We start from the raw sequence: 24,499 nt of genomic DNA on the forward strand, positions 1-24,499 counted from the left end.
GTCGACCCGAAGGGTTCCTGAAGCACGGCCCGGCACTGTCGATCCCAGTTCGAATCGTCCTCGAAGGGAAACTCCTGATGTCCGAGTTCACCGATGTCCCCGAGCGGGCAGGTACCCGCCAATGGCTGGGGCTCGCGGTCCTGCTCCTGCCCACGGTCCTGCTGTTCCTGACCATGACCGTGCTGTTCCTCGCTACCCCGTATATCGCCGCCGACCTGTCGCCGAGCAGCGGTCAGCTGCTGTGGATCAACGACATCTACGGTTTCGTGATGGCCGGTTTCCTCGTCACCATGGGCACCCTCGGTGACCGGCTCGGCCGCCGCCGGCTGCTGCTGGCCGGGGCCGTGCTGTTCGGCGCCGCCTCGATCCTGGCCGCGTTCGCGCCGGGCCCCGAACTGCTGATCGCCGCCCGGGCGGCGATGGGCTTCGGTGCGGCCGCCGTCATGCCCGCCACGTTGTCGCTGATCACGACCATGTTCCGGGACGACAGGCAGCGCGCCACCGCCATCGGCCTCTGGGCCGCGTCGGTGTCGGCGGGTGTGGCGCTCGGGCCGCTGCTGGGCGGTCTGATGCTCGCCTCGCTGTGGTGGGGTGCGTCGATGCTCATCGGTGTGCCGGTCATGCTGGTCGTCGTTGCCGCGGTACCGGTGCTGATTCCCGAATACCGTGCGCCGAGCGCGGGTCGACTCGATCCGATCAGTGTCGCGTTGTCGCTGGCCGCGCTGCTGCCGTTCGTCTACGGCGTGAAGAAGCTGGCCGAGACCGGATTCGCCGCCGAATCGCTGCTCACGCTGCTCGCCGGTGTGGTGTTCGCGGTGGTCTTCGTCCGCAGGCAGCTGCGCCTGGCCGATCCACTGCTCGACGTGCGACTGTTCGCGAATCGCACGTTCAGTGGGTCGCTCGGTGTGTACATGCTGGCCGCCGTCGCCCTGGGCGGGGTGTACCTGCTGTTCACCCAGTACTTGCAGCTGGTCGCGGCCCAGTCGCCGCTGCAGGCCGGGCTGTGGATTCTGCCCGCCGCCATCGGCCTGGTCATCGTTTCCACCGTCACCCCCGCTCTCGCTCGCCGCGTTCGTCCCGCCTATCTCATCGCCGCGGGCCTGGCAGTCTCGGCCGTCGGCTACCTGGTGCTCACCCAGGTCGGTAGCGTTGCCGGGCTACCGCTGCTCATCGTCGGCTTCTACGTCCTCTACCCGGGCATCGCCCCGGCGATGGCCCTGATCCCGGGCCTGGTCATCGGTGCGGCCCCGGCGGAGAAGGCAGGCGCGGCCTCGGCCGTGAACAGCACCGCCAGCGACCTGGGCGTGGCATTGGGCGTCGCGCTACTCGGTAGCGTGGGCGCGGCCATCTACCGCGCCGATATGTCCGATGCGGAGGGAGCCGCCTCGGAAACCCTTCCTGCAGCGCTGAGTTCGGCCGGGTCGCTGCCCGCCGGCCTCGCCGATCCGCTCGTACTGGCTGCTCGGGAAGCGTTCACCAACGGACTCAACGCCGCCGCGTGGACCGCCGCGGTGCTCTCGGCAGCCGGTGCGGTGCTGGCGGTGGCGTTGCTGCGGCGGATCCCGGCGGGGGCGACCTCGGTGCCGGAGACAACGGAGGTTACGGAAGCAGGCGGTGTCGCCGAGCGAACCACTGTCGCTGTCTGACGGTCGCGAAATCTCGCCGACCGACAGCGGTCCGCAGCACCAGTTCGCCGGGTGCTGCGGATCGCTGTAATTCGTCGCCCTACAAGGTATTTCGAAGGGCTTCGCCGAAGATCCCGCAGTTGTGCGTCGGCGACTACCGCCGGTCGGCTCGTTCATCGGGGGAGGTGCGGCCGGTGACAACCATCAGTAGTTCTGCCGCTGTGCCGGTGATCGGTGTGCCGTTGCCCGCGGTCCAGGAGCTGTCGGTGGCTCGCAACGAGTATCCGGCCAGCCGATTCTGCGCGTGGAAAGGTGCGCCCATCGTCCACACGCGGTCCAGTGCGAGTTGCGCTGCCGTAGGTGGCATCACCCGGTCGATGCCGAGCGGGACGGCGATGTCCTGCCCGTGCACCAGCAGATCCATCAGCCGATCGATCGGTGTGGTGCCGATCGGGATGACCCTGGAGTCGATCGTGGCGCGCAGTTCGGCGAGCAACTCGGCGGTCGGTGTCCGGTCGGCGTGCCGGACAGCGGTGTCATGGATGAGGCGGTCGGTGTTGCCGCGAGCGCGGATCAGGTTCACCAGCAAGGCCGTGACCGTGACGCGGGTGGCCAGTACCAGGTGGGCCACGACGTCCCGGATCCGCCACCCCTCGCACAGTGACGCGGTGTCCCATGCCGATGCGGGCAGGCCGCGCAGCAACTCGACCAGGGTGGTGCGTTCGTCGGCCACCGCCTGCCAGATCGTGTCGTTCCTCGTGTCCGGTCCGGTCATCGTCGGTTCTCCTTCGCGTGGGCGTCCTCGGTACCGTAGGAGTTCCACCGAGGTGGAGGTGCCAGTGAAAGTGACTCACATCACATATCTGACGATCGGCGAGCTCGCCACCAGGACCGGCGTCGCGGTACGAACAGTCCGGTACTACTGCGATGCGGGCCTGCTGGACGCGGCGCGCACGCCCACCGGACACCGAGTGTTCGAACCCGGCGCGGTCGACCGGCTGGTGCTGCTACGCCGGCTGCGCTCCTTCGGCATCGGACTCGCGGCGATCGAGGACGTGCTCGACGGCACCCGCTCGCTCGCCGAGGTGATCGCGGCCGAACGCGTCGGCGTCGACGACGAACTCGACGCGTTGAACCGTCGCCGGGCGCTCCTGCGCGCCGTCGAATCGGCCGCTCCCGACCGGCAGGACGAGCACCTTAATCTGCTTGCCGCCGTGGTGGACCCGCGAGCGGCCCACGATGTGCTCGTCACGTTCTGGCGCCGCCAACTCACCCCGCTACCGGCCGCGGCCGTCGACGGTTTCCTCAGCATGAACGTCCCCGAGCTGGCACCCGACGCCCACCCCGAACACCTCCTCGCCTACGCGGAACTGATTGCCGCGGTATCGGATCCGGAGATCGCCACCGCCGTGTACGACACCATCCGCCACCGCAGCACCCCCGGCATCCGCGACGAACGCCGCCTCCTGTTCGACGTAGCCGATGCCTGCGTCGCGGTCGCACCCCTCGTCACCGCAGGCCAGCCACCCCGCCCCGGCCCTGAACTGGACCATTACGTCGCGATCCACGCGACCGCCCGCGACCGCCACGACACCCCGTCCTTCCGCCGCCAACTCCTCGTCGACGCCGCGGGCGCAGACCACCGAGTCCGCCGATACTGGCACCTCACAACAACTCTCACCGGCGAAGCCGCCACCTCCGGCACCACCCAACTCTGGCTCGTCGACGCCCTCACCGCCTCGGTGACGTGAAAAAAGGGAGGCCGATGAACGGCCTCCCTTTTTTCACGACGCAGAACTCAGGGAACGACTTCGACGATGTCGCCCGGCTCCAGCCACTCGTAGTGTGCCTTGGCGCCTTCCGGAGTCAGGCGGATGCAGCCGTGGGACTGCTCCTCGGTGGGTCCGATGTGGTAGGCGATGTCACCGTTGAAGAAGACCGCGTACTCCATGGGGGCGTTGTGCAGGGTGCTCCAGTGGAACGGCTTCTTGAAGGCCACCTTGAAGACTCCGGGCGGCGTTTCGTAACCGGGGCGGCCGTGGGACATCGGGCTCGGCCCGAACGTGACCTTGCCGTTGTCCATCAACCACGCGTTGTTGGTCGACAACTGCAGGCACGCACGGGCTTTCTCGCTGCACGGGGCCACCACGGGCTCCGGCGGCGGAGCGGGAATGATGGCGGGCACGCCGGGCACATCGGGCCCGCCGGGCCACAGTGGTTCGGCCTGAACGGGTGCTGTGACCGCGGCCCCGACCACCGCCGCGCACATCGCCGCCTGCACGGCCCATCGGGGAATACGACTACTACTCACGAAATCTTGCCTCTCTCGCCGCGCCCACCCCTGGTCGTCGTACGCCCAGAACATGAGCTTTCACCATCGACACAAGCCTCGGAAACATAGAGGTACTGCGATCATGGAGTATTACGATCGTGTTGAGCAAGCCCAGGGCCGGGCTACCGGCGCGTCACGCGCCGCAGCGGATCGACCCGGGCCGCCGCGGGAGGGTTCGCCCGGAACACGCGGGCCGCCAGCGGTGGCAACACCATCAGCCGGGTGAGCTGGTTGCGCAGCCAGATCCCGGTGTTCGTGGCGGGGACGAGCATGGCGCTGCCGGGGCCGACCGAACGCTGGCGAGCTCGCACGATCGGGCGGAAGTCGTGTTCGTAGCGGGCGAAGGCGGCGGCGTGGCCGTCGCTTTCGGCGAGGGTGGTGGCGAGACGATGCGCGCCTTCGATGGCGAGGGCGGCGCCCGAACCGGAGAACGCGGTGGGGCAGTAGGCGGCATCGCCGACCAGACCGACACGGCCGCGCGACCAGTTCGGCATGCGGATCTGCGTCATCGCGTCGAGGTAGAACGTCGGATCGGCGGTGGCGGCGTCGAGCAGGGCCGGGATTTCCCAGGCAGCGCCGGCGAATTGTTCGCGCAGTAGCTCGATCTGTGACGGCCTGTCGCGCGGGAAGTCGAACTCACGCGCTGTGCGAAACGCGAAGAACGCTTGCGCGTCTCGGTGATCGCCGGATCGATACACTCCGGCGACGCGGCCAGGCGTGTTGTGCAGCGTCACCTCCCGCCGCGCGCCGAAGCTCACATCCACCGTGGCGGTCGCGAAGCCGATGCCGAGCGGGTGCGCCGCCTCGGCCTCGCTCAGCACCGCGAGATTGCGCACCCGCGAATGCAATCCGTCGGCGCCGAAGACCAGGTCGAACTCCGCACTGGTGCCACCGGCGAAACTCACCTGCACCACGTCGCCGTCCTGGGTGATGGTGTCGACGCTGTCGCCGAAGCGGTAGTCGACGTCGTGAGCGGTGGCGTCGTAGAGAACGCGGGCGAGGTCGCCGCGCATCACCTCGATATCGCCGGGCTCGTCGAAGGTGCTGGTCGGCATACCGGCGACGCGTCGTCCCTCGGCATCGACGAAGGTGAGCGCCCGGATATCGGTGGCGAGGTCGCGCAACGCGGGCAGCACCCCCATGGATTCGGCGATACCGACCGCCGCGCCGCGCAGATCGACGCCGTTGCCGCCTACGCGCAGCGCCGGAGCTTGTTCGACGACGGTGGGACGGAACCCCTGGCGGGCGAGCCAGTAGGCGAGAGTGGGCCCGGAGATGCTGGCGCCGGAGATGAGAATGCGGGGACTGGTCGACATGACGACTCCTCAGTGACTGACCGTTGGTCAGTTTCCACGGTAAGCTCCTGACCGGTGGTCAGTCAAGGGATAGAATGCGCCGATGAGTGATGACGCAGCGGTCGGCACCAGGGAGCGCATCCTTGCCGTCGCGATGGATCTGTTCGGCGCGCACGGTTACCACCGCACGACGGTGCGGGCGATCGCCGACCAGCTGGACATCTCCAAGGCCGGTGTCCTCTACCACTTTCCGAGCAAGTACGACATCCTCGCCGGACTGGCCGAGCCGCTGCTCGTCGCCCTCGCCGACGCCGTGGCCGCGGCGGCCGACCCCGATCCGCGGGTCGCTCGCAGGCAGGCTCTCGAAGGCATTCTCGAGGTCTACATCGAGCATCGATATCTGCTGCGCCTCAACGTCAACGATCTCGCGCTCGCCGCGTCGGGCAGCATCTTCGAGCGGTTCCGCGACTTGGTGCTGGCAGCGAACGTGCTGGTGGCGGGACCGAATCCGACGCTGTCCGACCGCGTGCGCGCCGTGCAGGCATTGGGCGTGCTCAGCGACCCGGTGGTGTTGTTCGCGGACGAATCGCCGGCTGCCCTGCGTGCGGAAGTGCTGGCGGGGGTGGATCTGCTGTACCCCGACGAAGCGAATGCTGTTGTGGCGCACCGTGGTAGGCCCACCCTGCTCGATGAGAAGGGGGTAGCTGCGGCGCGCAGGATGAGCCGGGTCGAGCACCGTAGCGCCTCGGAGATCGCCGCCGCCCTCGGCGTCTCGCGAGCAACCGTGTATCGGTATCTCAAGGACTAATTATGAGACGAATTATGAGACATTAATGAGACGATTGGGTGCGTACTTGACGACTTAGGTAAGCCTGACCTACTCTGATCTCGGCGTACGGATGAGCCGGTGGTCCCGAGGGCTGCGGTCGACTCCGCCATCCTGCCGCGGCGGGCTCTGTTTTCGAGACGGAGCCCGCCGCTACGTCTTACCGGCTGCCGAGCGCCGTTTCGGATGGTGTAAACCGGACCGTATGAGCGAAACGCCCCTGTCCCTGGCCGATGTCACCCCCGAGTTGATGACCAAGGCCAGCGAAGGCACCTTCACCGACCTCATCGGCTTGCGCTACACCGAGGTCGGCCCCGACCGGGTCCGCGGTGAATGGCAGGTGCGCCCCGAACTGCACCAGCCCGCGGGTATCCAGAACGGTGGCGTCTACTGCACCATCATCGAAACTCTCGCGAGCGTCGGCGGCGGCGTCTGGTTCGGCGAGCGTGGTTCGGTCGTGGGCGTCAACAACAACACCGACTTCCTGCGCGCGGTCCGCGAGGGCCTCCTCACCGCCGAGGCCACCCCCATCCACCGCGGCCGCAGCCAGCAGCTCTGGGTCGTCGTCATCACCGACGCGGAAGGTCGCACCGTCGCCCGCGGCCAGGTCCGCCTCCAGAATCTCGCCGCCTAGCGGTCCCTCCGCCGATAGCCCTCGGGTCGATCGACGGTGGTGACCCGCCATCCGCCGCGGCCGAGCACCTCGACGACCAGCGCGCCGATGTTCCACGCGTCGTCGTCACCGCGGTGATGGGTGCCTTCGAGGGGGATGTCGGCGATCCGGAGTGCGTGGTCCATGCCGGGGCGCCGCCGCAGGTCGTAGGACTCGGCGAAGACCTGCTTGGCGTTGGTGTGCTCCGGGCCGAAGGGGTAGCCGACGCCGGTGGCCGCGCACTGGGTGCGGAACTGTTTGCGGTCGTAGTCGCCCCAGCTCGCCCACGGCCGCTCGCCTGCCGCGAACTCGTCGGCCAGGCGGCGGCACGCCTCACCGAACTCGACACCCTTGTCGACCTGCCGCTGGGTGAGAGTGGTGAGCTCGGTGCAGAAATCGCTCACCGTGGACCGGGCCGGGCGCACGATGATGTCGTGCTTGCTCACCCTGGTCCGGGCGGCGAGATCGACCACGGTGATCCCGATCTCGATGATCTCGTTGACCTGTCCGGCGGGCGGGTCGCCCGCCCAGCAGGTGGCTTCCACGTCGACCACGTTGAGCAGGCCGGTCCAATCGTTCATGGGGGTGACGGTACGGGCGCGTCATGGTGCGCTCCAGTGATATTCGTGGCGCGGCGATCCGTGGCACCGGCGCACCCGCCGCTCGGCCGGTGAGCCGGCCGTTCCCGGGCCGATCCTGGACCCATCGTTAACATCTCGTTAACCGCCTCGGGGTCGTCCCCGGTCGCGCTCGGCGGCGGTCGCCGCGCGGTCGCGGGACGTGCCAGAATGTCGCTCACCGACCACCACCCGCCGAGGAGAGAACGTATGCGCCTGTCGCCGCACGAGCAGGAACGGCTGCTGCTGAGCTATGCGGCCGAGCTGGCGCGCCGCAGGCAGGCGCGGGGGTTGAAGCTGAACCATCCGGAGTCGATCGCGTTGATCACCGATCACGTGCTCGAGGGAGCACGGGACGGGCGGACCGTGGCGGAATTGATGTCGTCGGGGCGGTCGGTGCTCACCCGTGAGGATGTGATGGAGGGGGTGCCCGAGATGATTCACGACGTGCAGGTCGAGGCGACGTTTCCCGACGGCACCAAGCTCGTCACCGTGCACCACCCGATCGGATAGGCGAGACCCATGATTCCCGGCGAATACCTCTGTGCCGAGGGCACGATCGAACTGAACGCGGGCGCGGTGCGCGTCGAACTGGATGTGGTCAATACCGGCGACCGCCCCGTTCAGGTGGGCAGCCACGTGCATTTCCCGCAGTCCAACGCCGCGCTGGAGTTCGACCGTGAGGCCGCCCACGGGCACCGGCTGGATATTCCCGCAGGCACGGCGGTTCGATTCGAACCCGGTCTGCCGCAGCGGATTTCGCTGGTTCCGCTCGGCGGTACCCGCGAGGTCTACGGCATCAGCATGAACCCGCCGGGGCACCTGGATGCCTGAGTTGACCGAAAACTATCGCGCGGCGGCCCGCTCGCCGCGACGTCCGGGAGAGAGCCGATGACCGAACTGAGCCGCGCCCGCTACGCCGAACTGTTCGGGCCGACCACCGGCGACCGTCTTCGCCTGGCCGACACCGACCTGATCGTCGAGATCACCGAAGACCGCAGTGGCGGACCGGGACTCGCCGGTGAGGAAGCGGTGTTCGGCGGCGGCAAGGTGCTGCGCGAGTCGATGGGCCAGTCGCGCGCCACCCGCGCCGACGGCGCACCCGACACCGTCATCACCGGTGTCGTGATCATCGACCACTGGGGCATCATCAAGGCCGACGTGGGCATCCGCGACGGCCGCATCTGCGGTATCGGCAAGGCAGGCAACCCCGACACGATGTCGGGCGTGCACCCGGCCCTCGTCGTCGGCCCGTCGACCGAGATCATCGCGGGCAACGGCCGCATTCTCACGGCGGGCGCCATCGACTGCCACGTCCACTTCATCTGCCCGCAGCTGATGGACGAGGCGCTCGGCGGCGGCATCACCACCCTCATCGGCGGCGGCACCGGCCCCGCCGAGGGTTCCAAGGCCACCACCGTCACGCCGGGCTCCTGGCATCTGGCCCGGATGCTGGAATCCCTGGACCACTGGCCGATGAACATCGTGCTGCTCGGCAAGGGCAACACGGTCAGCCAGGAATCGATGTGGGAGCAATTGCGTGGCGGCGCATCGGGTTTCAAGCTGCACGAGGACTGGGGCTCCACTCCGGCCGCGATCGACGCCTGCCTCACCGTCGCCGACGCGGCGGGCGTGCAGGTGGCACTGCACTCGGACACGCTGAACGAGGCCGGTTTCGTCGAGGACACCCTCGCCGCCATCGCGGGCCGTGGCATCCACGCCTACCACACCGAGGGTGCCGGTGGCGGCCACGCACCCGACATCATCACTGTCGCTTCCCATCTCAATGTGCTGCCCAGCTCCACCAACCCCACCCGGCCGCACACCGTCAACACCCTCGACGAGCACCTCGACATGCTGATGGTGTGCCATCACCTGAGTCCGTCGATCCCCGAGGACCTGGCCTTCGCCGAATCGCGGATCCGCCCGTCCACCATCGCCGCCGAAGACCTCCTGCACGATCTGGGCGCCATCTCCATGATCGGCTCGGACTCCCAGGCGATGGGCCGCATCGGTGAAGTGGTGATGCGCACCTGGCAGACCGCGCACGTGATGAAACGCCGCCGTGGCGCCCTGCCCGGTGACGGCGCGGCCGACAATGCCCGCGTGCAGCGCTATATCGCCAAATACACGATCTGCCCGGCGGTTTCGCACGGACTCGACGACGAGATCGGCTCGATCGAGGTCGGCAAGCTCGCCGACCTGGTGCTGTGGGAACCGGCGTTCTTCGGTGTCCGACCGCACGCGGTTCTCAAGGGCGGCATGATCGCCTGGGCCGCGATGGGCGACGCCAACGCCTCCATCCCCACCCCGCAGCCCGTGCTCCCACGACCCATGTTCGGGGCCGCGGGCCCGGCCGCCGCGGCGACCTCCCTGCACTTCGTCTCCGAACAGGCCATCGACGACGGCCTCGCGAACCGTCTGAACGTGCGCCGAAAGCTGGTGCCGGTCAAGAACGCTCGCCGCGTCACGAAGGCCGACATGCCCCACAACGACGCCATGCCCCACATCGAAGTAGACCCCGACACCTTCACCGTCCGCATCGACGGCGAAGTCTGGGCCGAGGAACCCGCCACCGAACTCCCGATGGCCCAGCGCTACTTCCTTTTCTGAGCGCCGCCTTCGCTGCGTCCGTGCCGGGCTGACGAACGCTGTCGCGGCTGTGTCCATTAGGCTCGTCGCGATCCGAGCGGGGCGGGTTTCGGCACGCCTTCCGCCGCACAGCGCCGGGGACCCCGGCGGGAGGGGAACACAGCATGGACGACCTGAACAACGCCGCCGCGGACCTGTCGCGCTGGGCGGAGGACCTGGAACAGAAGGCGCAGCGCTACCAGGAGCTGCACGCCAAGATGACGGCGGTGAGCGTCACCGATACCTCGGCCGACGGCCGGATCAGCGTCACCGTGGACGCCAACGGTTCGACCACCGCGATCACTTTGGCGGCCGCCGTGCGCGGCATGGATCCCACCGCCGTGGCGACCGAACTCATGGCCTGCACGCACCGTGCCCAGGCGCGCCTGCGTGATCAGGTCACCGGCCTGGTCCATGACACGGTCGGTACCGACGAGGCCGGGGCGGCGATCGTCGGCCAGTACAGCGACCGGTTCCCCGACCTCGACCCGACCTCGCCGGCGCCCGTGCCGCCCTCGGCGCCGCCCGCCGCTGCGGCCGCACCCATCGCATCGTGGCCGTCCGCGCCCGAGGCTCCCGCCACCCGCAAACCCGACCGTGATCGGGTTGTCGCGCCCGAGGAGCCGTCCGACGAGGACATGTTCTACCAGCGCAAATCCTGGTTGCAGTAGCCACCGCTACAACCCGGCACACATTCGAGGGAACCGAACGGGGTCGGGGCGCGTCCAACTAGATCGAGAGCTGCGGACTCGACCGAGTTCGCCGGAGGAGGGATTCTGCGTGACCAGTCTGGTGAATGTGAATCTGGATGCGATCAGGTCACAGGCCTGCTCGGTGGACGGCGTGTCCGGCGGGGTCGCCAAGGCGCTCGAAGCGGCGAACTATCTCGCCCATGCCGACGACGGCTACGGCCTGCTCGTGAAGCCGTACGCGGTGAGCACCCTCAACTCGCTCCACGACGACATCACCGAGGCACTGGCGCAGCTCGACACCCTGACCACGGAGATGCCGGGCAAACTCCGCACCGCCGCCGACACCTTCGAAACGTGTGACACCACCCGGGCCGGCGATCTGACGGGCAAGACCGCCGAGATCGAAAGGAATGTCTGACCATGGCCGACGGACCCAACGCGGCGGGCACGTTCCTCAACGAGCACACCGTCCTGCCCGGCACGGTGAGCACCTTCGACGACGGCGAAGCTCCCGAGAACGACCTGCTCCAAGACGGCGTCGACTATCGGGACACCTACTACCAGGAAAGCAACTTCCTGTTCAGTAACGTGGGTCGGCCGACGGGTGGGGACGAACCCGACGCGGGCATCATGAAGGGCACGCTCCAGGGTGACACCTGGGAGAACGGCCTCGGCCTCTACAACGCGATGACCGGCGACGGGTCGATCATGACCAAGGTCGACGCCATCTCCAAAGCGGCCGGTACCGCGGGTGATTGGGCGTCGGCGGCGACGATGTTCAGCAAGGCGATCAAGGGCACCTCCACACTGGCGAAGTTCGACCCGTTCAACTTCCTCGGTTCGCAACTGATGACCTGGATGCTCGAGCACGTCGAACCGATGCGCAAATCACTGGAATCGATCACCGGCAGCCCGGATATGGTCCAGGCGTATTCGGATTCGTGGAAGGCGATCGCCGAGAGTCTGACGACCACCGCGCAGGAGTGGGCTACCGCGCTCGACAGCGGAATCGGTGAATGGGCGGGCGCCGCCGCCGAAGCCTACGTGGCCACCGCGACCGAGCTGACGGGCAAGATCGCCGAGAAGGCGGCCGTCGCCGAGGTGCTGTCGGAGTGCAACGCGGCGATGAAGGGCATCGTCGAGACAGTGCGCGAGATCGTGGTCGAGATCCTGAGCAATCTCGCCGGCATGCTCGCCGAGATGACCGCACTGCTCATCGCCTCCGCCGGAACCGCCACCCCCGCGCTCATCGCCAGGGCGCTGCTCGACATCTCGCTGGCCACGGTGACGGTCTCGCAGATGCTGGTGAAACTGGCGCAGGCGCTGATCGATACGAAGATGCTGGCGCAGAGCGCGGTGAAGATCATCCAGGGCGTGACCGAGGTCGAGACCGCGAAGTAGCGGCCGAGGAAGCCGGTGCCGGCCCGTGCTCGGTGGCAGACTGCGTTTATGACGATCAACGATTGGGCCGATGTCGACAGCTACCTCGTCACCACGCTCGTCGGTGACGAGGGAGCGCCCGCACTCACCGCCAACGCCGATGCGGGGCTGCCCGCCATCGACGTCTCCCCACCCCAGGGCAAACTGCTGAACCTGTTGGCCCGCACCGCGAAAGCGCGCCGGGTGCTCGAGATCGGCACGCTCGGCGGCTACAGCACCGAGTGGCTGGCGCGCGCGGTCGGCGACGGTGGTCTCGTCGTCACCCTCGAATTCGAACCCCGCCACGCCAAGGTCGCGCGCGAGAACCTCGACCGCGCCGGCGTGGGGGAGCGCGTCGAGATCCTGGTGGGCGCGGCCCTCGACACCCTGCCCGGTGTCGCCGAGGATCTGACCGAACCGTTCGACCTGGTCTTCATCGACGCCGACAAGGTCAACAACTCCAACTACGTGCAGTGGGCGCTGCGCCTGACCCACCCGGGCTCGGTGATCATCGTCGACAACGTGGTGCGCGCGGGCGCGGTGGCCGACGAGCAGACCGAGGATCCCAATGCCCGAGCGAGCCGCGAGCTGATCGAATTGCTCGCCGCCGAACCGAGTGTCGACGCGACCGTCATCCAGACCGTCGGCGCGAAAGGGTGGGACGGATTCGCCTACGCCGTGGTGAACGGCCCGAATTCCTGATCTTCACCGCCCGGCAATGCGCAGGGTCATTGCCGGGCGTCCGGGATTCATCGGGAGGTTGTTCGCTGCCGCTAGCGTGGGACTGTTCGACTTCAGGAGCCGCCATCATGGAATTCCGTCATCTCGTCTCGTTCATCGCGCTCGCCGAGGAATTGCATTTCGGACGGGCGGCGCAGCGCCTGCATCTGACGCAGCCGAGCCTGAGCGCTCAGTTGCAGAAGCTGGAGAAGTCCCTGGAAGTGCAGCTGGTCGCGCGCAATTCGCACGAGGTGCGGCTGACACCGGCGGGCCGGGAGTTCGAGCTGCAGGCCCGCCAGATCATCGCCCAGCTCGACCGGGCCGCCCAGGCCGCGAAGGCGACCGCCGCCGGTCGCGCCGGCAGCCTGAACGTCGGCTACAACCTGCCCGCCAGCAAGCACATCCTGCCCGACGCGCTGGCCCAGCTCACCGACCGCCACCCCGGCATCTCGGTGTCGCTGTGGGAGAAGCGAACCGGGCCGCAGCTGGCCGCGCTGGCCGACGGATCCCTCGACCTGGCCATGGTCTACGGCCACCCCAGCACCGCCGACTTCCGGTACCGGCGTCTGCTGCACCGGATACCGCTGGTGGCGGTGGTCGGCAGGCAGCACCGCTGGGCCCACCGCTCGCACGTGCCGTTCGCCGAACTGCGGGATCAGGACTGCGTGCTGTTCGCCCGCGATCAGTGTCCGGCGATGTACGACGCGATCCTGCGGTCGGCCGCGCAGACCCGGATCTCGCTGAACATCACCCAGATCGCCGACGATCCGGGCGCCACCGCCCACATCGTCTCGGTACGCCCACTGGTCGGATTCGCCTCGCTGCCGCGGGCAGTCTCGGCGGGTATGGGGTCCTCGGACACCGACCCGGTAGCGGTGAAACTGGTCGATCCGGTCCCGACCCTGGATCTGCACGTGGTGTGGCGGGCCGACGAACAGAATCCGGCGGTGGCGATGTTTCTGGACTGTCTCGCGTCCACGGCACCTGCCCTGGCCGACGACCAGGTTCTGACGGCGTGAAGTCGTCGTTCATTTCAGTCCCGACCGCACGAACGCATTGACGATGTGGCGCTGCAGCACCAGATACAGCAGCAGCACCGGCAGACAGGCCAGACCCGCCAGCGCCATCATCGGTCCCCACTGATCACCTTCGGTGCCCATGAAACTGCGCAGTCCGAGCTGCAGCACACTGTTGGACTGACGCAGCACGACCGCGGGCCAGAAGTACTCGTTCCACGCGTTGATGAACAGCAGGATGCCGAGTGCGGCCAGTGCGGGTCGCAGGTTCGGCACCACCACGGTCCACAGAATCGACCACGACGAGCGCCCGTCGATCTTCGCCGCGGCGATGAGCTCTTTCGGGAACGCCGACATGTGCTGGCGCAACAGCAGCACCGCCAGCGCCGAGCACAGCGTCGGCAGCACGACGCCGATCAGGGTGTTGATCAGGCCCAGCTGGTTGAGCAGGATGTAGTTGGGCAGCATCGTCACCTGGAACGGCACCAGCCACACCCCCACGAACGCCAGATACAGCAGCTTCTGCAGCGGGAAGGTGTAGATGGCGAACGCGTAGGAGGCCAGCAACGCGATGAGGAGCTGGCCCGCCGCCGAGAGCACCGCGACGAAGAACGTGTTGGCGATCAGACCGGCGATGTCGACCTTCTGCGCCGCGTCGAGGTAGTTGGCCGTCGACAGGGGCCACGGGATCGGCGACAGCGAGGTGACGTCCTCGGGTCGGCGCAGCGACGTCGCGAACAGCCAGTAGATCGGGAACACGCAGACCAGTGCCGTGGCGGCGAGCAGCAGATGGCTGCCCAGCCCGCGCAGTCGTTCAATCGTCATGGACAGCAACCTTTTCCGAGATCCAGACCAGCAGTGCGGCCACCAGACCGAAGCCGAAGAACAGCAGCACACCGGCCGCGGCGCTCAGACCGGCGTCGAAACTGTGGAAGGCGTAGTCCCAGAGCAGGTAGTAGATGTTGGTGGTGGCCTGCGCGGGACCGCCCTGGGTCATCGAGTCGATGAGCGGGAAAGTCAGTGTGGGACTGAGCAACACGGTCGTGAGGACGAGGAACAGCACGGTGGGCGAGAGCAGTGGCAGGGTGATCCAGCGCCGGATCTGACCGGGTGAGGCGCCGTCGACCCTGGCCGCTTCGTCGTAGTCTCCGCTGATTCCGGCCAGGCCCGCCCACACCACGAGCACCGCGAAGCCGATCAGGTGCCAGGCGGTGATCGCGATGATCACGCCCTGCGCGGTCGCGGTCTCGTACACCCAGTTGCGGTCCGAACCGGTCACCTGGGCGAGGAAGCCCGTTCCCGGATGCAGCAACCAGCGCCACACCGCCGCCGCCGCGACCGGCGCGACCAGGAACGGCGCGAATACCAGTGCCTGATAGATCGTGCGCGCCCGACCGGTGACCCGTCGGCTCGCCATCGCGATCACGACCGGCAGCACCACCGTGAACGGCAACAGGCCCAGGATCAGTGTCCCGGTGCGACCGAGGGCGCCCCAGAACGGCGGAAGATCCAGCAGCCGTTCGTAATTCGCGGTGCCCACCGGTGTCATCGGCGCGGTCGGCAGCAGGTTCCACGAGTAGGTGGACAGCTGCAGGGCCTGCACCAGCGGTTGATAGGTCCACACCACCAGCAGGAACAGCGCTGGACTCAGGTAGAGGTAGGGCGCGACGAACCGGGCCACATGGCGGCGGGTGAGGCGCCGGCGCACCGGTGTCGCCGCGACCGGCGGTACCGGCGACGCCGGCGCATCGATGACGAACATCTACCGCACCGCCGCCCGCGCGGCGACGATCGCCGCGATCTGCTCGAGCATTTCCGACTCCGGCCGGTCATAGACCTTGGGCGTCGGAGCGGCGTCGATCGCGGTGGCCAGCACAGCCGACTCCAACACGTCGATGCGGCTGAACCCGAAGCCGACGAAGCCGCGGTGCCTGCCCGCCGGTGCCATGGGGTCCACCCGGTAGGCCGTCGCGGGACCGATCCACACCGGGATCCCGGCCAGCGCCGACGCACCGGTGAGGTGGTTGTGCCCGCACAGGATCATCCGGACATCGGTGCCCGCCACCACTTCGGCCAGCTGTTCGGCATCCTTGAGCCGGAGGAAGTCGAGGGTGGCCAGCGGGGAACGCAGCGGCGGATGGTGCACCACCAGCACGGTGCCGTGCGGGGCGGAGGTGCGCAGTTCCTCGGCCAGCCAGGCCAGCTGCTCCGGTTCGAGCTTGCCGTCGTGCTGGAACGGTGTGGTGCTGTCCAGCACGATGATCCGCACGCCCGCGATCTCGACACACTGGTCGTGCGGCAGGTCCGGGTCCACCGTGTCGCGGCCGAGCAGTTCGGCGCCGAAGGCGGTGCGTTCGTCGTGATTGCCCATCGCGTAGACGATCTCGGCGCCGAGTTCGGCCGCGACGGGTTCTACCGCGGCCCGCAACCGCCGGTAGGCCTCGGGTGATCCGTTGTCGCTGAGATCACCGGAGAAGATCAGCACGTCGACGCGCTGCCCGAAGTCGCGCAGCCGGTCGAGCACCGCCGTGAGGTTGGCGGCGGTGTCGACACCGTGAAGCAGTTCGCCCTCGGGCCGCAGGTGGGTGTCGGTGATCTGGACGATCGTCAGCCCGCTCATGACTTCGGCATGAGTTCGGTGCCCGCGGTGCGGGCGGCGGTGAGCGTGGACTGCGGGTCGGCGCCCTGGAACACGACGGCCTCGACGGCGTCCATCATCCCGTCACGCATCTGCAGATAGTTGTTGCCCGGCATCGACACCCACGGCTCCATGTTCGCCAGCTGCGCGACGTTCGGGCGCAGCAGCGGGTTCTGGTCGGCCCAGTCCTTGAGCCCGCCTGCTTCTTCGAGCAGACCGGTCCGCAGCGGCAGGTAGCCGATGTTCTGCGCGATCTTCTTGTAGGAATCCTCGCTGGTCAGGTGCTTGATCAGTTCCCACGCGGCCCGCTGCTTCGCCGGATCGTTGGACAGGATGTGCAGGCCCGCACCGGAATTCGTCGGGATGGCGGGCTTGCTGCCGAAGCCGGGCATCGGCGCCGAACGCAGGTCCCACTTGCCCTTGGACCCGGTGACGAAAACGCTCTGCAGCGCGCTGGTTTCGAGCATCATCCCGATCTCGCCGCGACCGAACGCCTCGTAGCCCTGCTTCTGATTGAGCTTGGGCATGCTGCCGCTGTTCACGAGGTTCTGCGCCATCTTGGTGACCTCGACGGCGGGCGCGTCGGCGAAGGTGAGGGTGTTGCGATCCTCGGAGATCACGCGGCCGCCGTTGGAGCGCACCAGCGACTGGAAGCACCAGTCCTTGGCGGTCTTGGTCAGGCAGTCGATGTAGACCCCGCCCTTGCCGGTGCGGTCGGCGATCGCCTTCGCGGCGGTGGTGACCTCGTCCCAGGTGGTGGGCGGCTTGGCGGGATCGAGACCGGCCTCGGTGAACAGCGACGCGTTCAGATACAGGACGGGCGTGGAGAAGACGAACGGAACGCCGTAGGTGTGGCCGTCCCAGTCGTCGAGGGTGCGGGCCCGGGGCGCGTACGCGTGGCGGGCGCCGTCGAAGTTCTGTTTCACTTCCGGTGCGCCGACCAACTGGTCCAGCGGCTTGGCCTTGAGCTGGTGGATGGTGAAGTCCAGGTCGGAGAAGCCGAGCTGGGCGACGTCGGGCGGGGTGCCCGCCACCATCTGGTTCTGGATGCTGGAGACGGTGTCGGTGGCCGGGTTGGGGCTGTTGCCCTGCGGCTTCTGCGCGGTGACCTTGATATTGGGGTGCTTGGCGCCGAAGTCGGCGATCAGGGCGTTGAAGGTGTCGGTCCAGGCGCCCGCCACACCGTAGCTGTAGGACTCGAAGACGATCGAAACCTGTTGGTCGGCAGCCAGTTCGGGAATCTGCGCGGTGGAGGTGGCGTCGGTGGACCCGGTGGTGCCGAGGCCGCAACCGGTGAGGGCGAGGGCGGCGGTGAACACCACGCCCAGCGCGGGCAGTGTGCGTTTCATCGTGGTTCTATCCTTCTCATCGGGGTGGTGCCGAAATCAGGGGACGGGGATCGCGGCCGCGTCGACGGCCGGTTCCGCGAGGGAACTGGGCGCTTGCCACGTCAGCCGCAGGCCGGTGTCGGGGTCGAACAGGTGGATGTCGGCGGGGTCGACGCGGCAGGCGATGTCCTCGCCCACCCGGACACCGGCCGGACGGGCCGCGCGCACACAGAGGCCGGACTCGAGGTGCACGAGTTCTTCGCTGCCGAGGTTCTCGACCATCCGTACCCGCCCCCGGACATCGGTCGAGGTGTCGTCGATCCGCAGGCGTTCCGGGCGGATTCCGGCGACGACGGCGGTGGCGTCGCCGGAATCCTCGGTGATGTCCAGCGCGGCATCGATGCCGTCGGCCATCACCGTCATATGGCCGTCGCTCGCGGTGACGACGGCGGGGAACAGGTTCATCGGCGGTGAGCCGAGGAAGCCGGCGACGAAGGTCGAGCGCGGGCGATCGTAGAGCTCCTCCGGGGTGCCGCACTGTTCGATGCGGCCCTGGTTGAGCAGCGCGATGCGCGTCGCCATCGTCATCGCCTCGACCTGATCGTGGGTGACGTAGAGGAAGGTCGCGCCGAGGCGCTGGTGCAGCGCGATCAGTTCGGCGCGGGTCGCGCTGCGCAGTTTCGCGTCGAGGTTCGACAGCGGTTCGTCCATCAGGAACGCGCCGGGATCGCGAACCATGGCGCGTGCCAGCGCGACTCGTTGCCGCTGTCCGCCGGACAGGGCGACCGGGCGACGCTCGAGCAGCGCCGAGATCTCCAGCGTCGCCGACACCTCGGCGACCCGCTGCGCGATCTCCGCGCGCGGCCTGCGCCGCGCCCGCAACGGGAACCCGATGTTGCGCGCCACCGATAGATGCGGATACAGCGCGTAACTCTGGAACACCATCGCCAGATCCCGCCGCTGTGGCGCCGCGTCCGTCACGTCGACGTCGCCCACCAGAATCCGCCCCGCGCTCGGCTCCTCCAGCCCCGCGATCATCCGCAACAACGTGGACTTGCCGCAGCCACTGGGCCCCAGCAACACCATGAACTCACCATCGGCGATGTCGAGACTCACCTCGCGCACCGCGTACTCGGCATCGAACTTCTTCGACACCGCTTCGATCTGCAGTCGTGCCATGCGCCCAGTGTCGAGCCCGCCAAGGCCCCCGTGCCGGGGCGATAGTGAACGTCGATCGGTCCAATCATCTCGACCCCACCGACGCACGAACCGCACCATCGGTGCTCGTCGTGCTCGTCAGACGTTGGTGGGGTTCGGCGAGGCTGTCACCGGGTGATCGGCCGATGGTGGAGAGCTCCGCCCCGGGGCGTTGATCTCCATCGTGGTGGCGGTCAGTGCTGTTTTCGGACGGTGGATCATCGAGTTCCGGCCACCGTGTTCTCGCAGGTAGGCGTGGTGCGAATCAGATACCAGCCGAGACTTCAGCGCAGCCGGACCGGTAGTTCGAGTAGGCCTCGGATGAGGGTGCTGGTTTGCCAGCGGAGGTCGGCGGTGGGGGCGAGGGTCAGGTCGGGGTAGCGGTGCAGGAGAGCGGTGAAGGCGATTTCGGCTTCTACGCGGGCCAAGGGGGCGCCGACGCAGAAATGGATGCCGTGGCCGAAGGCGAGGTGGCCGGCGGTGGGGGTGTCGGTGGCGAGGGTGTCGGGGGCGGCGAAGCGGGCGGGGTCGCGGTTGGCGGCCGAGAGGGCGACGTAGACGATCTCGCCCGCGGGGATCTCGATGTCGCCCAGCGTGACCGGTTCCGCGGTGTAGCGGGCGGTGGCCATGTCGACGGGGCCGTCGAAGCGCAGGAATTCCTCGATCGCGGCGGGGACACCGGTGGGGTCGGCGCGCAGGGCCTGCCACTGTTCGGGGTGGCGGAGCAGGGCCAGGACGCCGTTGCCGATGAGGTTCACCGTGGTCTCGTGGCCCGCGACCAGCAGCAGGAACGCCATCGACACCAGCTCCTGATCGGTGAGCCGATCGCCCTCGTCGTCCGCGAGGACCAGCTGGGACAGCAGATCCTCGGCGGGCGCGGACTGCTTGGTGCGCACCAGCTTCGCGAGATAGCCGACCATCGCGGCCGACGCGGCGGGACGCTCGTCCTGCTCGCCCTCGCCCACCACCGTGACCAGGGCCTTGGTCCAGGCTTGGAAATCCGCGCGATCCTCGAACGGGACACCGAGCAGCTCGCAGATCACCGTCACCGGAAGGGGATTGGCGAAATCGTTCATCAGATCGACCTCGTCGCGATCACCCATCGCGTCCAGCAGCGACGCGGTGATCTGCTCGATACGTGGTCGCAGCAGGGCGACCTGGCGGCTGGTGAAAGCCTTGTTCACGAGCTTGCGCAAGCGGGTGTGCGCGGGCGGGTCGGTGCCGAGCATATGGCTCAGGAGCGCGACGATATTCGGGTCCGTCGCCGTGGTGTCCCGCTTGGTGTGCAGGATCGCGTCGATCCGCACGACATCCTTGCGCAAGCGCGGGTCGGCGAGCGCGATCTTGGCTTCGGGATAGCCGACGACCACCCAGCGGACGACATCGTCGGGGAAGCGAACCCGATGGACGGGACCCTCGGCCCGCCACCGGCGGTACTGCGCGTGCGGATCGTCGAAGAAGTCGGCGCCGATGGACTCGACTGGGGCGGAAGCGGTGAGGTCGGCCATCGAATCGACGGTACCCGCGCCGGGCCCAGCGCGCATCGACCGTGAATACCGGCACCACGGAACACCCTGTGACGAACGCGAATTCGCGATCAGGTGGGGTGTGGCTCCGCCGTCGAGGTACTCGACTCGACCGATGCCAGGAAATCCCGCAGGAGCTCGGTGACGGTCTCCGGTTGTTCGAGGGAACTCGAGTGACCGCACGCGGGGATCGTGTGGAGCCGGGCATGCGGGATGAGCGAGGCGATGTGGCGGGCATGCGGGAGCGGGGTCGCGGCGTCGTCCTCGCCGACGATGATCTGGGTGGCAACGGTGATCGCCGGGAGTTCGCCGTCGACGGCGCCACGTTCGGTGACACCGTGGACGGCGTTTCGTGTACCGACACGGTCGATCGCGGCCAGGCGCCGCGACCACTCACGAACAACTTCCTTGCCGGTGGGCGAAGCCAGGAAGGCGGGGCCGAACAGGTGCGTGGCCACCCGGCCGGCGATGGGGCGGATGCCGAGCCAGCGCACTGCCAGGGCCAGACGGTGGTATTCGCCGATCTTAGCGGGATCCTCGGCGCGAGCGCTGGTGTCCAGGAGGGTGAGCGATCGCAGGAGTTCGCCGTGCCTGGCGGCCAATCGTTGGCCGACGAAGCCACCCATGGACAGCCCGACCCAGTGCACGGGGCCCGCGTCGAGAGCGCGAATCACTCCTACCGCATCGGCGGCGAGAGTGTCCATGTCATAGCCGCCGGCGGTGGGTGGGGTATCGCCCTGGCCGCGCCAGTCGAGGGTGACGCACCGGTAGTCGCGTTGCAGGGCCGCGAGCTGGGCGCGAAACATCCAGCCACCGAACAGCAATCCGTGGCCGAAGACCACGGTGGCGGCGCCCGGTTTGCCCGCGGGAGCGCCGGTGTCGGTGTAGGAGATCGGAACACTGTCGATCTGAATGATCGGCATGAGGTCACTCGCCGCCGGTGCTCAGGCCGCCGCGAGGCGGACGTTGCGCATCGTCACCAGCGCGGTGGCACACAGGACTTCGCCGGTCTCCTCCACCGAGAACACCTCGGCGGCGGCGATCGTGAGCAGTGCGCCGGGCTTGATCACCCGGCCGCGGGCGACCACGTTCGGGCCTTTGGCGGGCGCGAGAATCTTCACGGTGTAGTCGATGGTCATGTTCACCCAGCCTGCGGGCAGCAGCGTGCCCGCGGCCGAACCGGCGGCGAAATCGGCGAGCGAGCCGAGGACCCCGCCCTGGAAATAGCCGTCGTGCTGGGTGAGTTCGCGCCGGTGTGGTTGCACGATCTCGACGTCGCCGGGCTCGACCCGGCTGAAGTGGAAACCCAGGTGCGCGGCGGCGGGCATGGACAGCACGACGCTGGGAACCAGCTGTGCGAAGTCGGGATTGGGGGCCTGTGCTGCGGTCATCGGCTCAGTCCTCTGCTCGGCAGCGGCGCGGCGTCGCCGCTCCTCCTGCGGCGAATCCTGCCCGCTGACGGCGCGCGGGAACAGCCCATCGCGGAAATTTCGCCTGCTGTTGGGAGTCCGGAAAGAGTTCGGCCGGGCGAGTGGCGCGTTCACCCGCCCGGCCGAGCGCTCAGCGGGTTCCGGCGTGCAGGACCACTTTGCCGTTGCGGCCGGGAGTTTCCGACACCACCGCGGCCTCGGCGGCCTGCGTGAGCGCGAAATCGGCCTGGACATCCAGCCGCAGGGTGCCGTTGGCGGCGAGGGTGACGAGTTCGGTGATCAACCGGACGTAATCGGCGCGGTCGATGTCGGAACTGCGCTGCTGGCCCCAGAACCCTTTCACCACAGCCTGTTTGAAGATGACGGCGCCGGTGTCGATGATCAGCGGTTTGCCCGACAGCGCGCCGAAGGAGATCAGTTCACCGCGCGGGGCGAGCAGCGCCATCAGATCGCCCGCGGCCGGACCGCTGACCTGGTCGACGGCGCGCACGATCGGTTCGCCACCGGTGATGTCGGCACCGGTGGCGAGCCAGCCCACCGATTCGGTGTCGAGCACGGGACCGTAGCCGAGCTTTTCCAGCGCCTGCACCGACGACTGCCCGCGGACCAGGCTCAGCACCCGCACTCCGCGTTCCTTCGCGAACAGGTTGACCAGGCGACCGACCGCGCCGTTGGCGGCGTTCACCACGATCCACTCACCGGCTCGCACCTGTAGATCGTCGAGCAGCATCAGGGCGCTCAGCGGCATGGCGAGCAGCTGGCAGGCGGTCTCGTCGGGCACGGAATCCGGCATCGGCACCGCTTGCTCGGCGCGGGCGACGAAGGAATCCGCCCAGGCTCCACGGACCCCGGCGATCGCCACCCGCTGACCGACCTGAAGCGCGTCGACACCCGGGCCGACCGCGTCGACGACGCCGGCCGCCTCGGTTCCGGGGATCGCGGGCAGCGGCGGCCGATAGCCGTAGACGCCGCGGATGATCGCCAGATCGTGATTGTGGATCGGCGACAGCGACATCGCGATCCGCACCTCACCCGGCCCGGGCTCCGGGGCGGGCACCTGCTGCGCGGTGAGCACATCCTTCGGTTCGCCGAATTCGTCGATGACAACTGCCTGCATGTCCGCCTCCGTGGTGGTTGCGAGTCCCTGCCGAGCGTGATCGTGCTCCATTGTGGCACCGTGTCGGTCTCGGGTGGCTCAGGGATGCCCATGCTCGGACCCCGCTGTCAATACCTCGCAGGGCTGAGAGCGGGTCACTCCGACAGGGCCTGAAAATAGCTCGCACGGTGGACGAATGTGACCGGGTGGCGTGCGTACCCTCGGTGCATGGCAGACGCGCTCGGAACACGCTCGCCCGCAGTGCGATCCGGATCGCGGATCGCCGAGGTCGACATCCTGCGTGGGTTCGCCCTGTTCGGGATCCTGATCACCAACGTGGTCGTGGCGACCTCGCTGTGGTCGGTGGTAGGCACGCGCGAGGATCCGGTACTGCGCTTCGGCGGCACCGTCGACCTGCTGGTACGAGCCACCGTCGACGCGCTGTTCGCCGGGCGGTTCTACCTGCTGTTCGCGTTTCTGTTCGGGTACTCGTTCACGTTGCAGATCGCGGCGGCCCAGCGTGCGGGGGCTTCGCCGGTGCGGCGGTTGCTGCGGCGGTGTGCCGCGCTGATGGCGATCGGACTCGTCCACGTCTATCTGCTGTGGATCGGGGACATCCTCACCCTCTACGCGTTCCTGTGCCTGACCCTCATCGCGCTGCGCAAAGTGCGGCCGCGGACCGCGGTGATCACCGCGGTGGTGCTGTACGCGGTGTGGTCGGCGTGGAGCTTCCTGCCGGGCAGCGCCGGTCTTCTCGCGTTCGGTGAGTTCGTCGACCTGCCCGCGATATCGGCCGACTACACCGCCGACTTCGGGTCGACGTTCGCCGCGCAGACGGCGCTCGCGCCGGTGTTCCTGCTGCTGATCTGGTTCGGTCAGGGCGTGCCGAGCCTGGCGATGTTCCTGACCGGCATGGCGGCGGGCAAACGAAACCTGTTCGCGGATCCGGATACGCTGCGCCGCTGGTCCTTTCGCGCACTGGTGATCGGCTTCGGCATCGGCCTGCCGATCTCGGCGATGACCTTCGCCGAGTCGATGACCTGGTGGCACGCCCCCGCGGTGATCCACGGCCTGCAAATGCTGGTGAACCCGTTCATGACGTTCGCCTATGTCGCCGCGATCCTGCTAGCCGCGCAGTCCGCACGCCTGGGCCGCTACACCGCCCTGCTCGCCCCGGCCGGGCGCATGGCCGCCACCAACTACATCGGGCAATCCGTGGTGCTGATGCTCGTCTACACCGGATACGGCCTCGCCCTCGCCGATGACATCGCACCCCTGGGCGTCGTCGCGATCGCCCTGCTCACCTTCGCCGCCCAGCTCGCGTTCAGCACCTGGTGGCTGCGCGGTCATTGGTACGGTCCGGTGGAGTGGTTGCTGCGCGCCGCGACCTACCTGACCGTCCCGGCGTGGCGGCGCCCTGCCTTGCAGAATGCTCCGCCCGGCGCCTGAGCCGCCGACT

26 protein-coding genes are annotated in these 24,499 nt (G+C 68.2%); 13 read left to right on the plus strand and 13 right to left on the minus strand.

The features are described 5' to 3' along the window. Window positions 1–77: 77 nt before the first annotated feature. Window positions 78–1,646 (plus strand): MFS transporter, encoded by a 1,569-nt coding sequence (locus tag ACFTS5_RS04105; protein WP_378627231.1) that lies wholly within the window; start codon window positions 78–80, stop codon window positions 1,644–1,646. A 133-nt stretch (window positions 1,647–1,779) separates the two neighbouring features. Here ACFTS5_RS04105 and ACFTS5_RS04110 read toward each other — a convergent pair whose 3' ends face one another. After that, window positions 1,780–2,400 carry a maleylpyruvate isomerase family mycothiol-dependent enzyme gene (locus ACFTS5_RS04110; RefSeq protein WP_378627233.1) on the minus strand — a complete coding sequence of 207 codons (621 nt, stop codon included), beginning with the start codon at window positions 2,398–2,400 and terminating at the stop codon, window positions 1,780–1,782. A gap of 70 nt (window positions 2,401–2,470) precedes the next feature. On the opposite strand from ACFTS5_RS04110, the gene ACFTS5_RS04115 reads away from it, so the two are divergent. Then, complete coding sequence (locus ACFTS5_RS04115; RefSeq protein ID WP_378627235.1) at window positions 2,471–3,376, plus strand: MerR family transcriptional regulator; 906 nt, start codon at window positions 2,471–2,473, stop codon at window positions 3,374–3,376. Between the two features lie 47 nt (window positions 3,377–3,423). Here the strand turns inward: ACFTS5_RS04115 and ACFTS5_RS04120 are convergent, their stop codons facing one another. Further along, window positions 3,424–3,936 carry a L,D-transpeptidase gene (locus ACFTS5_RS04120; RefSeq protein ID WP_378627236.1) on the minus strand — a complete coding sequence of 171 codons (513 nt, stop codon included), beginning with the start codon at window positions 3,934–3,936 and terminating at the stop codon, window positions 3,424–3,426. Between the two features lie 143 nt (window positions 3,937–4,079). Then, a complete protein-coding gene (locus ACFTS5_RS04125) occupies window positions 4,080–5,273 on the minus strand; it encodes an FAD-dependent monooxygenase (protein WP_378627238.1) in 1,194 nt (397 codons plus the stop codon). Window positions 5,274–5,355: 82 nt separating this feature from the next. On the opposite strand from ACFTS5_RS04125, the gene ACFTS5_RS04130 reads away from it, so the two are divergent. Both ACFTS5_RS04130 and ACFTS5_RS04135 read left to right on the plus strand, forming a co-directional pair. Further along, window positions 5,356–6,060, plus strand: coding sequence for a TetR family transcriptional regulator (locus ACFTS5_RS04130; protein ID WP_378627239.1), 705 nt, complete (start codon window positions 5,356–5,358; stop codon window positions 6,058–6,060). A gap of 268 nt (window positions 6,061–6,328) precedes the next feature. Further along, window positions 6,329–6,712: a PaaI family thioesterase gene (locus ACFTS5_RS04135; RefSeq protein ID WP_378628326.1), complete on the plus strand. Its 384-nt coding sequence runs from the start codon at window positions 6,329–6,331 to the stop codon at window positions 6,710–6,712. On the opposite strand, the gene ACFTS5_RS04140 is transcribed toward ACFTS5_RS04135, so the two are convergent. Continuing rightward, window positions 6,709–7,311, minus strand: a complete 603-nt coding sequence (locus ACFTS5_RS04140) for an exonuclease domain-containing protein (protein ID WP_378627240.1) — start codon at window positions 7,309–7,311, stop codon at window positions 6,709–6,711. The two genes, ACFTS5_RS04135 and ACFTS5_RS04140, sit on opposite strands and share 4 nt — an antisense overlap. 246 nt (window positions 7,312–7,557) lie before the next feature. Here ACFTS5_RS04140 and ACFTS5_RS04145 point away from each other — a divergent pair, with 246 nt between their 5' ends. The 8 genes from ACFTS5_RS04145 to ACFTS5_RS04180 all read left to right on the plus strand — a co-directional run bounded on the left by ACFTS5_RS04145 (window position 7,558) and on the right by ACFTS5_RS04180 (window position 13,828). Continuing rightward, the gene (locus tag ACFTS5_RS04145; protein WP_101467224.1) at window positions 7,558–7,860 is read left to right on the plus strand and encodes an urease subunit gamma; all 303 of its coding nucleotides are present in this window, start codon (window positions 7,558–7,560) and stop codon (window positions 7,858–7,860) included. A gap of 9 nt (window positions 7,861–7,869) precedes the next feature. After that, window positions 7,870–8,181 (plus strand): urease subunit beta, encoded by a 312-nt coding sequence (locus ACFTS5_RS04150; RefSeq protein ID WP_378627242.1) that lies wholly within the window; start codon window positions 7,870–7,872, stop codon window positions 8,179–8,181. A gap of 57 nt (window positions 8,182–8,238) precedes the next feature. Continuing rightward, window positions 8,239–9,960 (plus strand): urease subunit alpha, encoded by a 1,722-nt coding sequence (locus ACFTS5_RS04155; RefSeq protein WP_378627243.1) that lies wholly within the window; start codon window positions 8,239–8,241, stop codon window positions 9,958–9,960. 143 nt (window positions 9,961–10,103) lie between these two features. After that, on the plus strand, window positions 10,104–10,649 hold the full coding sequence (locus ACFTS5_RS04160; protein ID WP_378627244.1) for a YbaB/EbfC family nucleoid-associated protein: 546 nt from the start codon (window positions 10,104–10,106) through the stop codon (window positions 10,647–10,649). Between the two features lie 109 nt (window positions 10,650–10,758). Next, window positions 10,759–11,088 carry a type VII secretion target gene (locus ACFTS5_RS04165; protein WP_378627246.1) on the plus strand — a complete coding sequence of 110 codons (330 nt, stop codon included), beginning with the start codon at window positions 10,759–10,761 and terminating at the stop codon, window positions 11,086–11,088. 2 nt (window positions 11,089–11,090) lie between these two features. Further along, window positions 11,091–12,071 (plus strand): hypothetical protein, encoded by a 981-nt coding sequence (locus ACFTS5_RS04170; RefSeq protein WP_378627247.1) that lies wholly within the window; start codon window positions 11,091–11,093, stop codon window positions 12,069–12,071. Window positions 12,072–12,119: 48 nt separating this feature from the next. Further along, a complete protein-coding gene (locus tag ACFTS5_RS04175) occupies window positions 12,120–12,791 on the plus strand; it encodes an O-methyltransferase (RefSeq protein ID WP_378627249.1) in 672 nt (223 codons plus the stop codon). Between the two features lie 107 nt (window positions 12,792–12,898). Then, a complete protein-coding gene (locus ACFTS5_RS04180; RefSeq protein WP_378627250.1) occupies window positions 12,899–13,828 on the plus strand; it encodes a LysR family transcriptional regulator in 930 nt (309 codons plus the stop codon). Between the two features lie 9 nt (window positions 13,829–13,837). Here the strand turns inward: ACFTS5_RS04180 and ACFTS5_RS04185 are convergent, their stop codons facing one another. From ACFTS5_RS04185 to ACFTS5_RS04225, 9 genes are all read right to left on the minus strand, one after another. Further along, a complete protein-coding gene (locus ACFTS5_RS04185) occupies window positions 13,838–14,650 on the minus strand; it encodes a carbohydrate ABC transporter permease (protein WP_378627251.1) in 813 nt (270 codons plus the stop codon). Then, window positions 14,640–15,587: a carbohydrate ABC transporter permease gene (locus ACFTS5_RS04190; protein WP_378627252.1), complete on the minus strand. Its 948-nt coding sequence runs from the start codon at window positions 15,585–15,587 to the stop codon at window positions 14,640–14,642. The genes ACFTS5_RS04185 and ACFTS5_RS04190 overlap by 11 nt, the downstream gene beginning before the upstream one ends. Continuing rightward, window positions 15,588–16,445, minus strand: coding sequence for a metallophosphoesterase (locus ACFTS5_RS04195; protein ID WP_378627253.1), 858 nt, complete (start codon window positions 16,443–16,445; stop codon window positions 15,588–15,590). Further along, window positions 16,442–17,812: an ABC transporter substrate-binding protein gene (locus ACFTS5_RS04200; protein WP_378627254.1), complete on the minus strand. Its 1,371-nt coding sequence runs from the start codon at window positions 17,810–17,812 to the stop codon at window positions 16,442–16,444. The genes ACFTS5_RS04195 and ACFTS5_RS04200 overlap by 4 nt, the downstream gene beginning before the upstream one ends. Window positions 17,813–17,848: 36 nt before the next feature. After that, complete coding sequence (locus ACFTS5_RS04205; protein WP_378627256.1) at window positions 17,849–18,970, minus strand: ABC transporter ATP-binding protein; 1,122 nt, start codon at window positions 18,968–18,970, stop codon at window positions 17,849–17,851. Window positions 18,971–19,272: 302 nt separating this feature from the next. Continuing rightward, window positions 19,273–20,496 (minus strand): cytochrome P450, encoded by a 1,224-nt coding sequence (locus ACFTS5_RS04210; RefSeq protein WP_378627258.1) that lies wholly within the window; start codon window positions 20,494–20,496, stop codon window positions 19,273–19,275. Between the two features lie 89 nt (window positions 20,497–20,585). Continuing rightward, entirely contained in the window at window positions 20,586–21,437 is an 852-nt protein-coding gene (locus ACFTS5_RS04215; RefSeq protein WP_378627259.1) for an alpha/beta fold hydrolase, read from the minus strand. 21 nt (window positions 21,438–21,458) lie between these two features. Continuing rightward, window positions 21,459–21,905, minus strand: coding sequence for a PaaI family thioesterase (locus tag ACFTS5_RS04220; protein WP_378627261.1), 447 nt, complete (start codon window positions 21,903–21,905; stop codon window positions 21,459–21,461). A 169-nt stretch (window positions 21,906–22,074) separates the two neighbouring features. Further along, window positions 22,075–23,061 carry a zinc-binding dehydrogenase gene (locus ACFTS5_RS04225; protein ID WP_378627262.1) on the minus strand — a complete coding sequence of 329 codons (987 nt, stop codon included), beginning with the start codon at window positions 23,059–23,061 and terminating at the stop codon, window positions 22,075–22,077. Between the two features lie 207 nt (window positions 23,062–23,268). On the opposite strand from ACFTS5_RS04225, the gene ACFTS5_RS04230 reads away from it, so the two are divergent. Next, on the plus strand, window positions 23,269–24,489 hold the full coding sequence (locus tag ACFTS5_RS04230; RefSeq protein ID WP_378627264.1) for a DUF418 domain-containing protein: 1,221 nt from the start codon (window positions 23,269–23,271) through the stop codon (window positions 24,487–24,489). Window positions 24,490–24,499 lie beyond the last annotated feature (10 nt).

The organism is Nocardia sp. NPDC056952 (genome assembly GCF_042674185.1).
GTDB lineage: Bacteria > Actinomycetota > Actinomycetes > Mycobacteriales > Mycobacteriaceae > Nocardia.